The organism is Massilia sp. LMS1-1-1.1, from assembly GCF_040815535.1.
In the GTDB taxonomy this organism is placed as follows: Bacteria; Pseudomonadota; Gammaproteobacteria; order Burkholderiales; family Burkholderiaceae_D; genus Janthinobacterium; species Janthinobacterium aestuarii.
Window position 1 is genome coordinate 220,299 of sequence record NZ_JBFPNG010000001.1, and the last position, 12,542, is coordinate 232,840.

Consider the following 12,542-nt stretch of genomic DNA (forward strand, 5'->3'; position numbering starts at 1 on the left):
CCATGAATGAGTGATCAGAGCGCTCATTCTGGTACCAGTGACCAATTAAGTCAATCGTCACTTATCATTGAATCGCTTACGGAGACAAACTGCGCAACACCAAACTGGACAGTTGCACCACCGCCGTTTCGCTGCTGTCGACGCTGTGTTGCAGCAGCAAGGGATTGACGTAGGGGCGCATCACCAGGTAGATCGCGCTGGCCGTTTCGTCGAGCGGCGTCTTGCGTTCAAAGTCGCCCGTCTTGCGCCCCTGCTGCAAGATATCCTGCAGCAAGGCGCCCATCGCCAGCTCGTAGGCCTGCACGGCCGGCCAGCGCTCGGTGGCGGCCGAGGCGGCGATGTCGTACAGCTTGCGGTCCTGGAAAAACAGCCGCAAGCTGGCCTCGACGCTGGCCCTGAACATGCGCCGCAGCTGCTCTGGCGGCCGCTCGACCGCCTCGACGGCTGCCTTCACCTCGGTCTCGATCTGGCGCAGGCAGCTGGCGCAGATATGCTCGCCGATGGCTTGCTTCGATTCGAAGAACTTGTAGATATAGGCCTTGGAAAAGCCGATCGCCCTGGCCAGGTCGGAGACGGTCGTCTTTTCATAGCCGTAGCGGCTGAAGTAATCGGTAGCGGCGGCAACGATCTGGTCACGCACGTCGTGGCCGGCGGGGCCGCGTGCAGGAGTAGGTAGTTCGGGTGTGGTGGAATTCATGGCGACAGCTTAACGCGCCGCGCCGGAATGCACAATAAGTGACCAAACTGTATTATAGTCACACATTATTCTCTTTTTAACTGGAAGACCACCATGCCACTGCCACGCCTGCGCCTCCCCTTTCTGCTGATCGCTGCCGGTCTGGCCGCCACCGGCTGCACCGTCGGCAACGATTACCGCCGGCCCGAACTGCCGCAAGCGGCCCAGTACCTGCACCAGGCGGCGCTCGGCGCGCGCGAGGGTACCAATGCCGCCAACGCTGCCGAACTGCGGCAGTGGTGGACGGCCTTCGGCGATCCGCGCCTGACCCGCCTGGTGACGGTGGCGCTGGCGCAAAACCTCGACCTAGCGCAAGCGCAGGCCAGGGTCAGCCAGGCGCGCGCGGCCATCAGTGCGGCCGACGCCGCGCTGTTGCCGTCGGCCAGCCTTGGCGGCCAGGCGGCGCGCGCCTACCAGTCCGTGCAAACGCCGCTGGGCCAGGTCTTGAACGCCACGCCAGGCTATGACCGCGCCGGCAGCGCGCGCGAATTGAACCTGCAAGCGTCGTGGGAACTCGACCTGTTTGGCGGCCTGCGCCGCGAACGCGAAGCGGCGCGCGCCGATTACGCAGCCAGCGAAGCAGGATGGGCCGCGACACGGCTGGCCGTGGCGGCGCAAACGGCCGACCTGTACCTGACGATCCAGGGGCTGCAGGCGCGGCTCGAGCTGGCGCGCCTGCAGGTCGGCACGGACGCGGCGCTGCTGGAACTGGCCACGCTGTTATATGACAAGGGATTGGCGAACGAGCCGGCGCTGCGGCAAGCCGAAGCGTCGCTGGCGCAGGCGCGTGCCGTCGTGCCGGGCCTGGACACGGCGCGCGAAGTGGCGCTGCATGCGCTCGACGTCATGCTGGGCGCGGCGCCCGGCACCTATGGCGATGACATGGCCGCCGCTGGCGCGATGGCGCGCGCGCCGCGCATCACGGCCGGCGGCTCGCCGGGCGAACTGCTGCGGCGCCGGCCCGACCTGATCGCCGCCGAACGGCGCCTGGCCGCCGCCAGCGCGCGCACGGGCGCGGCCGTCGCCGAGTACTACCCGAAACTGAGCCTGGGTGCCCTGCTGGGCAGCGCCACGGCCGGCGGCGCCCTGTTCGGCAGCGGTTCCGGCCAGGCCGCCGGCATGCTGGGCCTGCGCTGGCGCCTGTTCGATTTCGGCCGCATCGACGCCCAGATCGAAGCTTCCCGTGGCCAGGAAGCCGAACTGCTGGCGGCTTACCGGCTCGCCGCGCTGCACGCTGCCGAAGACGTGGAAAACGCCGGCTCGGCCCTGCTGCGCCACGAAGAGCAAGCTGCTTTACTGGCGCAAAGCGTGGAATCGCTAGAGCGCGCCCGCGCCGCCTCGCTGGCCGCCTACGAGAAAGGCGCGGTCAGCCGCTTTGACGTGCTGCAGGCCGACTCCCGGCTGCTGCGCGCAGCGGACGCGCGCGAACAGGCGCAAACGGCGTTGGCGCGCGCTGCCGTCGCCACCTACCGGGCGCTGGGCGGCGGCTGGCAGGCGCCGCAGGCGGGGACGGAGGCGGTGGCAGCCCGGTAAGGCTGCGTCAGAAGAAATGGCGCAAGCCCGCCATCATGCCGTTCTGCGTGCGCCCCGCGCCCACCGTGCCGCCCGCATCGAGCGCCACGGCGGAGGTGCCATCGTTGTCCATGCGGCCGACGGCACCGTAGATGGCCGTGCGTTTGGATAAATGATAGGTCAGACGCGCGGTGGCCAGCGTGGCATCGTTCGGACTGTCCTTGACGGCCAGTTTGGCCACCTGAGCATCAAGCACCAGCGCAGGTGCGACCGGCCAGGCGGCGCCGAAATACAGCAACTGCGAATCGACGGGCCCCGTGGCGGCGCGGATCGTGCGGTCGATGATGCCACCGCCCAGCTTTAACTGGCCGACCATGGCATAGGCGCTGGCGATCACGCGGCGGTCGAAGTTGCGGCTGGACGTGAGACCGCTGGCCGCACCCGCGTTGCCATACAGGATGTCGTAGGACGCCGTGGCGCCATAGCGGCCCGTGTCGTAGCCCAGCAAGGCCGTCACCTGGCGGCAAGCTTTCGCGTTGCCTGCCACTTCGCCCGCACAACCCGTGGCCGCCGGTCCGCCAGCGCTGGAAGCGTCGCGCCCCGGGCTGTAGGTGGCGCCCACGGACACATTCGAGAACGTGCCCATGTAGCCGATGGCATTGTCGCTGCGGGCGTTGGGCAGGTAGAGATCGAGGCTGCTGATGGAAAACAGGGCTGGCCCCATGATGTCGGATTTTTGCGTGGCCCAGAACGACATGTTCATCTGCCGCCCCAGCATCACGCTGCCATAACGTCCTTTCAGCCCCACCCACGACTGGCGGCCGAACAGTCGCCCACCCTGCCCCGCGATGCCCGTATCGACGCCGAAACCCGATTCCAGCGCAAAGATCGCCTGCAAGCCGCCGCCCAGGTCTTCGGCGCCCTTCAAGCCGAAGCGCGATGGCAATGAACCCGTCAAGGTGGGCATCTTGGCGACGCTGTCGCCGGCCGCATTGGCATTCGTCGTGTAGGCCAGCGAGCTGTCGAGCACTCCATACAGCGTGGCGCTGCCTTGCGCATGGACGGTGCTGCAGGCGCACGCGCCCAGCAGCGCCATGGTGATGGCCTTGCGTTGTTTCATGCTTGTCTCCGTTTTTATATGTATTTATTCGGCGTCTGGCTGTCTGTCAGGATGCGCATCCTGAAAGGCTGGCAGCGCTTCGCATTGCGCAACGATGCGCAGGATCGTGGGATACGGCGTCAGGTCGCACTGGAAGCGCCGCGCGTTGTAGACCTGCGGCAGCAGGCAGCAGTCGGCCAGGGTCGGCGTGTCGCAATGGCAGAACGTTCCCGTGAAGCGACTATTTGCCAGCTCCGCTTCCAGCGCGGCCAGGCCCAGATGGGTCCAGTGCAGGTACCACGCGTTCTTCTGCTCCTGCGACAGGGCCAAAGGCCCCGTCAGGTAATTGAGCACGCGCAGATTGTTGAGCGGATGGATGTCGCAGGCGCAGACCATGGACAGCTGGCGCACGCGGGCGCGGCCCGGGGCATCGACCGGCAGCAGCTGATGGCCTGGCTGCGTCTCGTCCAGGTACTCGATAATGGCCAGCGATTGGGTCAGCACGGCGCCGCCGTCCTCGAGCACGGGCAGCAGGTGCTGCGGATTCAGGCTGGAAAACGCCGGCGTGAACTGCTCGCCGCCATTGCGGCTCAGGTGCACATACGCCGTGTCGGGATGCAGGTTTTTCAGGTTCAGCGCAATGCGCACGCGGTAGGAGGCGGAACTGCGGTAATAGCCATGCAATTTCATACGGTGCTCTCTTTCAGGGTAGCGGGAACGGTACTGGCGGCATTCCGGGCGTGCATCAGCCGGCCCATGGCCAGCAAAGCCAGGGATGCCAGCACAGCCGGGATTGCCAGCAAAAAGAAGATGGTTTCGTTATCGAGTTTCAGGGTCAGCATCAAGCCGCCGGCCATGGAACCGAGCACGGAACCGCTGCGGCCCACGGCCGCCGCCCAGCTGACGCCCGTGGCGCGGCTGGACGTCGGGTAAAAGGCAGCGGCCAGCGCATTGGCGCCTACTTGCGAGCCGCTCACGCCAAAGCCGACGCCGAAGACGGCCAGCACCAGCAGGGCCAGGCTGCTGCCCGACAGGGCCACGACGACGATGCAGCCGGCGGCTGCCAGGTAGGCGATGCTCAGTACTTTATGGGGGCTGTAGCGGTCCATCCAGCGGCCCAGCAGGATGGCGCCCACCGTGCCGCCCACCTGGAACATCATCGTCACCAGCGAGGCGTTCGACAGGGACAGGCCATTGCCATTCAACAGGGTCGGCATCCAGCTCGACAGCAGATAGATGATCAACAGGCTCATGAAAAACGTGGACCACAGCAGCAAGGTGCCGCCGATCACGCCGGGGCGGAACAGCTCCGCCATCGGCGAGCCGGCGAGTTTTTTGTCGCTGACGACGAGGCGCGGCAAGGCGGCCAGGGTGGGCGCGATGCGCCGCATGATGGTCTCGCTGCCGTCGCGCCCTTTCAAGACCAGCCAGCGCAGGGATTCGGGCAGCGCCAGCAGCAGGACGGGCACCAGCAGCAGCGGCAAGGCACCGCCCAGCACCAGCACGCCGCGCCAGCCGATCAGGTGCAGCAGCTGCGCCGACGCCAGGCCGCCCAGCGCGGAACCGATGGTAAAGCCGCAGAACATCATGGTCACGAGGCCGGAACGGCGCTGCTGCGGGCAGTATTCGGACGTCATGGTCACCGACGTGGGCATGGCGCCACCGAGGCCCAAGCCAGTCAAAAAGCGCAGCACCAGCAGCATGGTCAGATCCGTCGACCAGGCCGACAGCAGGCTGGCGGCGCCAAAGAAGGCGACGGACACGATCAGCACGGGACGGCGACCGTAGCGGTCGGCCAGGGGGCCGAACAGGAACGAACCCGCCATCAGGCCAAACAGGCCGGCGCCAAACAGGGGCGCCAGCGCGGCGGGCGTCAAGCCCCATTCCGCGCGGATGGCCGGTGCAATGAAGCCGATCGAGGCCGTGTCGAAGCCGTCGATGGCGACGATGAGGAAGCATAGCCAGAGGATCAGCTTCTGGTAGCGGGAAAACGGGTGCGTATCGAGGAATTGCTGGACGTCGGTACTGGCGTGGGCAGTCATTATCTTGTCTCCATTCTTATGCGTGATACTGCTGTCGGGCTGCGCGGTCTGTGCCGCGCTGGCCCGGTGGTTTTACTGGACGGCGACGGTGATCGGCGTCAGGCCGGCGATGCGCGCGTTCATCGTCTGGCCGCTGGTGACGGCGCCCACGCCTTCGGGCGTACCCGTCATGATGATGTCGCCCGGCTGCAGCTCGAAGAGGGTCGACAGATTGGCGATGACTTCATTGACGGACCAGATCAAATGCGTCAAATCGCTCGTCTGCACGACCTTGCCGTCGACTTCCAGCACGATCTCGCCCGTGGTGATTTCGCCGCTGTCGGCCATCGGCGTGAGCGCGCCGATGGGCGCCGAATAGTCGAAGGCCTTGCCGATTTCCCACGGGCGGCCCTGTTCGCGCATGCGCATCTGCAGGTCGCGCCGCGTCATGTCCAGGCCCACGCCGTAGCCGAAGATGTGCGCGGCCGCGTCGTCCAGCGCGATATTGCTGCCTCCCTTGCCGATGGCGACCACCAGTTCGATCTCGTGGTGGTAGTTCGACGTCTGCGTGGGATACGGCACGCTGGCCGTCACCCCGGGCAGCACGGGCACGACGGACTTGTCGTCATTCGGCTTGCAAAAGAAGAATGGCGGTTCGCGGTCCGGGTCGAACCCCATTTCGCGCGCATGGGCGGCGTAGTTGCGGCCCACACAGTAGATGCGGCGTACGGGGAACTGCACGTCCGTGCCGACGATGGGCAGGCCGACGATGGCTTGGGGGGCGAAGATGAAGTTGGTCATGGTGAAATCCTGTCAGAAAAATCAATCGGTCAAAAACTGCTCGCGCAGCACGCCCATGGCTTGTTGCACGGGGCGGTCGGAAAAACTGAACAACACGACGTCGTCCCGCGGGCAGTCGAAGGAAACGGTGGCCCAGGACGGTACGACGAAGGTATCGCGCGGGGCGAAGTCGAACACCTGTCCGCCGATCGTCACGGTGCCATGCCCCTCGACGACGCTGTAGACGGTGCCGTCCGTGCTGCGCGCACGCCTGCCCTTGAAGCCTTTCGGCAGCAGCTGCATGAAGGTGGCCATGGTGGGCATGGGCGAGCCGCCCGTCAGCGGGTTCACGTATTTCAGCTTGTGGCCGTGCCAGTCGTCGATGGCGTCCGTGCGCGACAGCAGGTCCAGCGCTTCGCGCGAGCGGGCGTACGGATAGTTGAAGATGGGCGACGTGGCCCCTTCGTGCTGCGATTTGACGGGCGCCATGTTGTAGCCGTAGCGGGCGAAACTCTGGCCTTCCGGACGGGTGACGCTCTGGCTGTCTTCCGTGTCGTTTTCCGCGAAGCCCGAGTCGAAATAGCGCAGCATGGGAATGTCGAGGCCATCGAGCCATACCACGGGCTCGCACACGCCGTCGACACCGAGGTTGCCATGGTCATGCCAGGTCCACGAGGGCGTGATGATGAAGTCGCCGGGGTGCATGGTGGTGCGCTCGCCAGCCACCGTCGTGTAGGCGCCCTGCCCGCTGACGACGAAGCGCAGCGCGGACTGGCTGTGGCGGTGCGAGGGCGCCACTTCGCCGGGCAAGATCAGCTGCAGGCCCGCGTACAGCGATTGCGTGATCGACGAGCGGCCCGGCAAGGCCGGGTTTTCCAGCACGAGCACGCGGCGCACGGCTTCGTGGGCCGTGATCACTTCGCCGGCGCGCGCCAGCTGCGGCGCGATGTCGGCATAGCGCCACAGGGCCGCCGCATACGGCGCCGTCGGGTGCGGCGGCACGAGGGTGTGCAGCGATTGCCACAGCGGCGACAAGTGCATGCCGCTCAAGGCCTGGTACAGGGCCTCGCGTTCGGACGTTTGATGGGAAGTCATGCTGCCTCCTTCTCGGTGGTGGCCAGGCAGGTTTGCGCCGTCCAGCCATACAGCCAGGCCAGCGCTTCGTAGAATTGCGCGGGCGTGCGGCCGCGCCACAAATCGTTGCGCACCAGGCGTTCGACGCCTTGGGCGTGGTACAAGCGGCCCATTTCGCGCGCCGACAGCACAACGCGGGCCGTACGGGCGATGCGCGAGCGTTGATACAGCTGGAAAGCGGCCGCCATGTCGAAATCGCAGGCGCGCACGGCTTCGCCCAGGGTCACGGCGTCTTCCAGCGCCATGCAGGCGCCCTGCGCCAGGTATTGCAGCATCGGGTGGGCCGAGTCGCCCAGCAGGGTCATGCGGCTGGTGCTCCAGTTGGCGACCGGGTCGCGGTCGGCCGTGCTCCAGCGTTTCCACGAGGTGGGCTTGTGCAGCAACTGGCGCGGCTGCGCGTGCACGCCGTCGAAGTAGGACAGCACTTCTTCCTTGCTGCCATCCGTGACGCTCCATTCTTCCCGCTCGCGGCTGTGGAAGGTCACCACCAGGTTGTATTGCTCGCCATTGCGCAGCGGGTAGTGCACGAGGTGGCAGCTCGGCCCGGCCCAGACGACGGGCGCATTCCAGCGCAGGTCGGCCGGCATGTCGGCCGCCGGCACCACGGCCCGGTAGACGACGTGGCCGGACACGCGGACCTGGTCGCCGACGATGCGCTCGCGGGTCACGGACTTGACGCCGTCGCAGCCGATCAGCGCATCGGCGCGGAAGCTGCGCCCCGCCGCATCGACCACGGTGACGCCATCGGCATCTTCCGCGACCTGCGTCACGTGCGAGGACGTGACAAAGGTAATCAGGGGCGAGGTACGCACCGCGTCGAGGATGGCGCCGTGGATGTCGGCGCGGTGGATGACGGCGTAGGGATTGGCGAAGCGTTCGCGGAAGGCCGCATCGACGACGAAGGTGCCCACTTCGCTGGCGTCGACGGCGTCCATCATCACCAGGCGCTCCGTGAACACGGCGCGGGCCCTGGTGCGTTCGCCCACGCCCAGCGCGTCGAGCGCGGCGAAGGCGTTGGGCGCCAGCTGGATGCCGGCGCCGATCTCGCCCAGGGTCGAAGCCTGTTCCAGCACGGTGACGGCCAGTCCCTGGCGCGACAGGGACAGCGCGGCGGCCATGCCGCCGATGCCGCCGCCGACGATCAATACCGACGGCTTTTGCGTATGTTCCATTTCTCTCCTCCAATTGATCTGTGTGCTTGCATTTGCTGTGTTCTTGGTATGGCAAGCAGTGTGCCGACAGGTCAATATTTGGTAAAGCGATGGAATACAATAGCTACAATCAAGTTTTTAAATAATGGTGCTCCCCATGTCGCGCTTCGATATCGAACTGCTGTTCATCTTTGACGAGATCTATAAAAGCCGCAATGTGACGCGCGCGGCGGAAAACCTGGGCTTGCCGCAATCGACGGTAAGCATCGGCCTGGGCAAGCTGCGCACGCATTTCGGCGACCGCCTGTTCGCGCGCACCTCGAAAGGCATGGAACCGACGCCGCGCGCGCAGAACGCCGTGCAGGACGTGCGCGCCGCCATCGCCGCCTGGCAGCACGCGCTGGCCGACCAGCCCGTGTTCGATCCGGCCGCCAGCACGCGCGAATTTGCCCTCTGCATGACGGATATCAGTGAAATCGTGCTGCTGCCCACCCTGCTCAACCACCTGCAGCAGGTCGGGCCCGGGATCACGCTGGACGTGTCGAAGATCGCCACCGACACGCCCGAGCGCCTGGAAGGAGGCGAAGTGGACCTGGCCGTGGGCTTCATGCCGCACCTGGAATCGGGGTTTTATCAGCAAAAGCTGTTCGACCAGCATTTTGTCTGCCTGGTGGCCAGCAGCCACCCGCGCATCCGCGACACGATGACTGTGGAACAGTTCCTGCGTGAGGGACATATCGAAGTGAAAAGCTCGGGCACGGGACATTCCATCGTGGAAAAGGTGCTGGCGGCGGCCGGCGTGCAGCGGCGCATCGTGCTGAAACTGCCCAGCTTCCTGGGCGTGTCGCGCATCGTCGCCGAAACCGAGTACATCGTCACGGTGCCGTACCGCTACGCGCTGCAGATGCAGGACCACGAAGCATTCCGCATCCTGCCTCTGCCCGTGCAACTGCCCAGCTTTTCAGTCAAGCAGCACTGGCACGAGCGCTACCACCAGGATGCGTCGAACCGCTGGCTGCGCCAGACGATGGCGCAATTGTTCGGGGCGGGCGATGGAGCCGCATTGCCTTTTGAGTAAGTTTTCCGCATACTCGTACGCCCTACCTTTCCATTGCTTTTGACCATGCCCATCAGCCTGCGCCCCGTCACGGCCGACAATTTCGACATCATCAGCGAACTGCCCCTGCTGCCCCAGCAGCGCGACTATCTGGCCAGCAACGACTATTCCATCGCGCAGGCCAGCTTTTACCCCGCCACCATGCATACGCGCGCCGTGTATTGCGCCGAGGAGGTGATCGGTTTCCTGATGTTCGTCTCACCCGATGCCGAAGATCCGCCCGGCCACTATCAGATCTGGCGCTTCATGGTCGACCACCGGCGCCAGGGACAAGGCCATGGGCGGGCCGCGCTCGCCCTGGCGCTGGCGGAAATCCGCGCCCGACCGGATGCGCGCAGCATTGAAATCTGCTACAAGCCCGGCAATGCCAACGCTCAAAAATTCTATGCCAGCATGGGCTTCGTGGAAAAAGGCCTGGATGCCGATGGCAACGACATGCTGGCCGTGATTCAGCTGGCCTGACGGTCTGGCGCTGCGTTCGCATCGGCCCTGGCATCGAACGCCAGCCGCGCCGCATCGATGGCATCGCGGTGGCCATGCGCCCAGGCGCCCAGCGCGCTGATGGGAATCAGCAGCGAACGTCCCAAGTCCGTCAAGGCGTAGTCGACGCGTGGCGGCACGGTGGGAAACACGGTGCGCGTCACGAGGCCGTCGCGCTCGAGCCCGCGCAGGGTCAACGTCAGCATGCGCTGCGAAATGCCGCCGATCAGGCGGCGCATCTCGTTGAAGCGCTTGGTGCCATTGCCCAGCAAGATCACCACCATCACGCTCCATTTGTCGCCCACGCGCGTGAGGATGTCCGTGATGGGGCGGCAGGAAGCGGCCACGCCCGCATGGCCGCCCTCGTCACGCATGCGCCGTTCCAGCTCCGCCCCTTGCGCGGCGGCGTCGCCAATAGTCACATCCGTGTGCCCCAGTGTGGAAAAAGTGCCTTCTTGTGCGTTCATTTGATAGTCACTATATTTAACTCGATTACAAAAACATACCACCCGATCATACCACCCAAGAAGGCCCATATGAACATCCTGCACATCGATTCCAGCATCCTCGGCGAGCATTCCATCAGCCGCCAGTTGTCCGCCGCCATCATCGCCCGCCTGCAAGCGGCCGCGCCGGGCGCCACCGTCCAGTACCGCGACCTGGCAGCGCAACCGCTGCCGCAATTTACGGCCACGCCCAGCGACGCCGACGGCGCGGCGCTGGCTGGCGCGCTGGAGCAAGTCCTGGCCGCCGACGTCCTCGTCATCGGCGCGCCCATGTACAATTTCGCCATCCCCAGCCAGCTCAAATCGTGGCTCGACGCGCTGGCCGTGCCCGGCAAAACCTTCCAGTATGGCGCCAACGGTCCCGAAGGTTTGCTGGGCAGCAAGCGCGTGATCATCGCCTCGACGCGCGGCGGCTACTACGGCACCGACACGCCGATGGCCAGCCTCGAACACCAGGAAAGCCATCTGCGCGCCTTCCTCGGCTTCCTCGGCATCACGCAGATCGAGATCGTGCGCGCCGAAGGCGTCAAGGTCAGCGATGCGGCCAGGGCGCAGGCATTGACGGGCGCTTTCGAGCAGATCGGCGCACTGCAAGCGGCCTAAGGAATACCGGCTGCGCCGCACGCCGTTGCGGCGCAGCTCCATGGTGGCCGGCCGGCAAGGAAGCGCCAGATGCGCTAAGCTGCGGAACCCCAACCACAAGGACCACCATGCCCCTGATCATCGTCGCCACCATCGATGCCCAAGCCCAATATATCGGCGCCGTGCGCGCCGCCCTGGAAGCCGTCGTAGCGCCGAGCCGCGCGGAAAGCGCCTGCCTGCGCTACGAACTGCACCTCGACAACAAGATTCCCACGCGCTTCATCATGCTGGAAGAATGGACCGACAAGGCAGGCCACACGGCGCATGAAGCGACGCCGCACTTCAAGACGCTGGTCGCCGCCGTGGGCGACAAGGTCGTCAAGATCGACATCGCGGAATTGAGCAAGCTGAAGTAAGGCCGGCGCGGCGCGCTAGCGCGTGGCCGTATTAGAAAGTTGCCATCTATAATATGGCAACTTTTCTATATGGCCATCATGACTCCATTTTCCAAGATACAAGGCGCCCTTACGGCCGCCGCCTTGACGCTCTGCATCAGCGCCTCGGCGCAAGCTCCCCTTCCTCTGACCAAGCTGGTAGGCGAATACAATCTTGCCTCGTCGGCGACCGTGCCGGCCAGCACCTGGGGCTATTCCAAGGGACGCATTTTGGTCAAGCAACTCGATGAGCGGCATCTGATGATCGTCCTGTCCTGCGAGTGGAAACGCGAACCGAAAGCCGTCTGCGGCGATTATTTCTATGCCCAGCAGCGCGACGACGGCCTGTATCTGCAGGACATGAATACCTTCGCCATGCGCCTGTACTTCGATCCCGCCACGCGCAAGCTCACCATCATTTCGCGCGGCGCCGACGCGAAACAGAGCGTGCGGCACGACGTGTTCGCCGCCACCACCGCGCCGCTCACGGACCCCGCCCTCGTGCGGCGCATGAAGCGCGAACTGTCAAATGCCGACAGCAAGGAAAACCGGCGCGTGTTCGGCCCTTACACCAAGTGGGACTACCAGGAAAACCGCATCGAATTCCAGCGCCAGGACGTGACGGCGCCGTGATGGCGCGCCCGGTCGGGCTTGAGGCACGATACGGTCTGGCACGCAGTGAGCCTGGGGGACGGCAATGGGCCTAGCGTTTTTCAATTCCGATCATTTTTGGCGGCGATGGATCTTTTCTGCGCTCGCATACCAATACGCGCAATGCGACAGATAGCGACACGCCATTTGTGTGCAAGTATTTTGCTGCCACAGCGGTGCCAAGCATTTCCTGGAAGATAATCGCCACATCTATTTTTTGTGCTGTCAATGCATCGATGCGTCTGGGATGATCAAGCTCCACTTGCACGAGGCCACCGATGTAATTTTTATTTACCATATGAATTTATGTCGAGTATGGGACAAGCACCGTATCCTCCC

The 12,542-nt window shown here is 65.0% G+C and carries 15 protein-coding genes; 6 read left to right on the forward strand and 9 right to left on the reverse strand.

What is annotated here, in order from left to right; translation table 11 throughout:
• Positions 1-76: 76 nt before the first annotated feature.
• Positions 77-697, reverse strand: a complete 621-nt coding sequence (locus tag MRBLMS1_RS01060; protein ID WP_485877249.1) for a TetR/AcrR family transcriptional regulator — start codon at positions 695-697, stop codon at positions 77-79.
• A 93-nt stretch (positions 698-790) separates the two neighbouring features.
• On the opposite strand from MRBLMS1_RS01060, the gene MRBLMS1_RS01065 reads away from it, so the two are divergent.
• Positions 791-2,269: an efflux transporter outer membrane subunit gene (locus MRBLMS1_RS01065; protein ID WP_485877251.1), complete on the forward strand. Its 1,479-nt coding sequence runs from the start codon at positions 791-793 to the stop codon at positions 2,267-2,269.
• A 7-nt stretch (positions 2,270-2,276) separates the two neighbouring features.
• Here MRBLMS1_RS01065 and MRBLMS1_RS01070 read toward each other — a convergent pair whose 3' ends face one another.
• The 6 genes from MRBLMS1_RS01070 to MRBLMS1_RS01095 form a co-directional block, all read right to left on the reverse strand.
• Positions 2,277-3,368: a porin gene (locus tag MRBLMS1_RS01070; protein WP_485877253.1), complete on the reverse strand. Its 1,092-nt coding sequence runs from the start codon at positions 3,366-3,368 to the stop codon at positions 2,277-2,279.
• Positions 3,369-3,392: 24 nt separating this feature from the next.
• Positions 3,393-4,037: a maleylacetoacetate isomerase gene (maiA, locus tag MRBLMS1_RS01075; protein ID WP_485877255.1), complete on the reverse strand. Its 645-nt coding sequence runs from the start codon at positions 4,035-4,037 to the stop codon at positions 3,393-3,395.
• Entirely contained in the window at positions 4,034-5,389 is a 1,356-nt protein-coding gene (locus tag MRBLMS1_RS01080; protein WP_485877257.1) for an MFS transporter, read from the reverse strand. The genes maiA and MRBLMS1_RS01080 overlap by 4 nt, the downstream gene beginning before the upstream one ends.
• A 72-nt stretch (positions 5,390-5,461) precedes the next feature.
• Complete coding sequence (locus MRBLMS1_RS01085) at positions 5,462-6,169, reverse strand: fumarylacetoacetate hydrolase family protein (protein ID WP_485877259.1); 708 nt, start codon at positions 6,167-6,169, stop codon at positions 5,462-5,464.
• A 21-nt stretch (positions 6,170-6,190) separates the two neighbouring features.
• A complete protein-coding gene (gene gtdA / locus MRBLMS1_RS01090; protein ID WP_485877261.1) occupies positions 6,191-7,243 on the reverse strand; it encodes a gentisate 1,2-dioxygenase in 1,053 nt (350 codons plus the stop codon).
• Positions 7,240-8,454, reverse strand: coding sequence for a 3-hydroxybenzoate 6-monooxygenase (locus MRBLMS1_RS01095; RefSeq protein ID WP_485877262.1), 1,215 nt, complete (start codon positions 8,452-8,454; stop codon positions 7,240-7,242). The genes gtdA and MRBLMS1_RS01095 overlap by 4 nt, the downstream gene beginning before the upstream one ends.
• Positions 8,455-8,590: 136 nt before the next feature.
• On the opposite strand from MRBLMS1_RS01095, the gene MRBLMS1_RS01100 reads away from it, so the two are divergent.
• Both MRBLMS1_RS01100 and MRBLMS1_RS01105 read left to right on the forward strand, forming a co-directional pair.
• Positions 8,591-9,511, forward strand: coding sequence for a LysR family transcriptional regulator (locus MRBLMS1_RS01100; protein WP_485877263.1), 921 nt, complete (start codon positions 8,591-8,593; stop codon positions 9,509-9,511).
• 45 nt (positions 9,512-9,556) lie between these two features.
• Positions 9,557-10,012: a GNAT family N-acetyltransferase gene (locus MRBLMS1_RS01105; RefSeq protein WP_485877265.1), complete on the forward strand. Its 456-nt coding sequence runs from the start codon at positions 9,557-9,559 to the stop codon at positions 10,010-10,012.
• On the opposite strand, the gene MRBLMS1_RS01110 is transcribed toward MRBLMS1_RS01105, so the two are convergent.
• Positions 10,000-10,404, reverse strand: coding sequence for a winged helix-turn-helix transcriptional regulator (locus MRBLMS1_RS01110; protein WP_139090021.1), 405 nt, complete (start codon positions 10,402-10,404; stop codon positions 10,000-10,002). The two genes, MRBLMS1_RS01105 and MRBLMS1_RS01110, sit on opposite strands and share 13 nt — an antisense overlap.
• Positions 10,405-10,566: 162 nt before the next feature.
• Between MRBLMS1_RS01110 and MRBLMS1_RS01115 the strand changes: the two genes are divergently transcribed.
• The 3 genes from MRBLMS1_RS01115 (at position 10,567) to MRBLMS1_RS01125 (ending at position 12,185) form a co-directional block, all read left to right on the forward strand.
• The gene (locus MRBLMS1_RS01115) at positions 10,567-11,139 is read left to right on the forward strand and encodes an FMN-dependent NADH-azoreductase (protein WP_485877266.1); all 573 of its coding nucleotides are present in this window, start codon (positions 10,567-10,569) and stop codon (positions 11,137-11,139) included.
• A gap of 107 nt (positions 11,140-11,246) precedes the next feature.
• Positions 11,247-11,534, forward strand: a complete 288-nt coding sequence (locus MRBLMS1_RS01120; protein ID WP_485877268.1) for a putative quinol monooxygenase — start codon at positions 11,247-11,249, stop codon at positions 11,532-11,534.
• 78 nt (positions 11,535-11,612) lie between these two features.
• Entirely contained in the window at positions 11,613-12,185 is a 573-nt protein-coding gene (locus tag MRBLMS1_RS01125) for a hypothetical protein (protein WP_485877269.1), read from the forward strand.
• Positions 12,186-12,255: 70 nt separating this feature from the next.
• Here the strand turns inward: MRBLMS1_RS01125 and MRBLMS1_RS01130 are convergent, their stop codons facing one another.
• Complete coding sequence (locus tag MRBLMS1_RS01130; protein ID WP_436481443.1) at positions 12,256-12,501, reverse strand: hypothetical protein; 246 nt, start codon at positions 12,499-12,501, stop codon at positions 12,256-12,258.
• Positions 12,502-12,542: the final 41 nt, after the last annotated feature.

Bases quoted from the DNA above. Each gene is read 5' to 3' on its own strand.
- MRBLMS1_RS01095 (WP_485877262.1), bottom strand. From the start codon at position 8,454: ATGGAACATACGCAAAAGCCGTCGGTATTGATCGTCGGCGGCGGCATC.
- MRBLMS1_RS01115 (WP_485877266.1), top strand. From the start codon at position 10,567: ATGAACATCCTGCACATCGATTCCAGCATCCTCGGCGAGCATTCCATC.
- MRBLMS1_RS01085 (WP_485877259.1), bottom strand. From the start codon at position 6,169: ATGACCAACTTCATCTTCGCCCCCCAAGCCATCGTCGGCCTGCCCATC.
- MRBLMS1_RS01125 (WP_485877269.1), top strand. From the start codon at position 11,613: ATGACTCCATTTTCCAAGATACAAGGCGCCCTTACGGCCGCCGCCTTG.
- maiA (WP_485877255.1), bottom strand. From the start codon at position 4,037: ATGAAATTGCATGGCTATTACCGCAGTTCCGCCTCCTACCGCGTGCGC.
- MRBLMS1_RS01110 (WP_139090021.1), bottom strand. From the start codon at position 10,404: ATGCGTGACGAGGGCGGCCATGCGGGCGTGGCCGCTTCCTGCCGCCCC.
- gtdA (WP_485877261.1), bottom strand. From the start codon at position 7,243: ATGACTTCCCATCAAACGTCCGAACGCGAGGCCCTGTACCAGGCCTTG.
- MRBLMS1_RS01065 (WP_485877251.1), top strand. From the start codon at position 791: ATGCCACTGCCACGCCTGCGCCTCCCCTTTCTGCTGATCGCTGCCGGT.
- MRBLMS1_RS01130 (WP_436481443.1), bottom strand. From the start codon at position 12,501: ATGGTAAATAAAAATTACATCGGTGGCCTCGTGCAAGTGGAGCTTGAT.
- MRBLMS1_RS01100 (WP_485877263.1), top strand. From the start codon at position 8,591: ATGTCGCGCTTCGATATCGAACTGCTGTTCATCTTTGACGAGATCTAT.
- MRBLMS1_RS01120 (WP_485877268.1), top strand. From the start codon at position 11,247: ATGCCCCTGATCATCGTCGCCACCATCGATGCCCAAGCCCAATATATC.
- MRBLMS1_RS01105 (WP_485877265.1), top strand. From the start codon at position 9,557: ATGCCCATCAGCCTGCGCCCCGTCACGGCCGACAATTTCGACATCATC.
- MRBLMS1_RS01060 (WP_485877249.1), bottom strand. From the start codon at position 697: ATGAATTCCACCACACCCGAACTACCTACTCCTGCACGCGGCCCCGCC.
- MRBLMS1_RS01080 (WP_485877257.1), bottom strand. From the start codon at position 5,389: ATGACTGCCCACGCCAGTACCGACGTCCAGCAATTCCTCGATACGCAC.
- MRBLMS1_RS01070 (WP_485877253.1), bottom strand. From the start codon at position 3,368: ATGAAACAACGCAAGGCCATCACCATGGCGCTGCTGGGCGCGTGCGCC.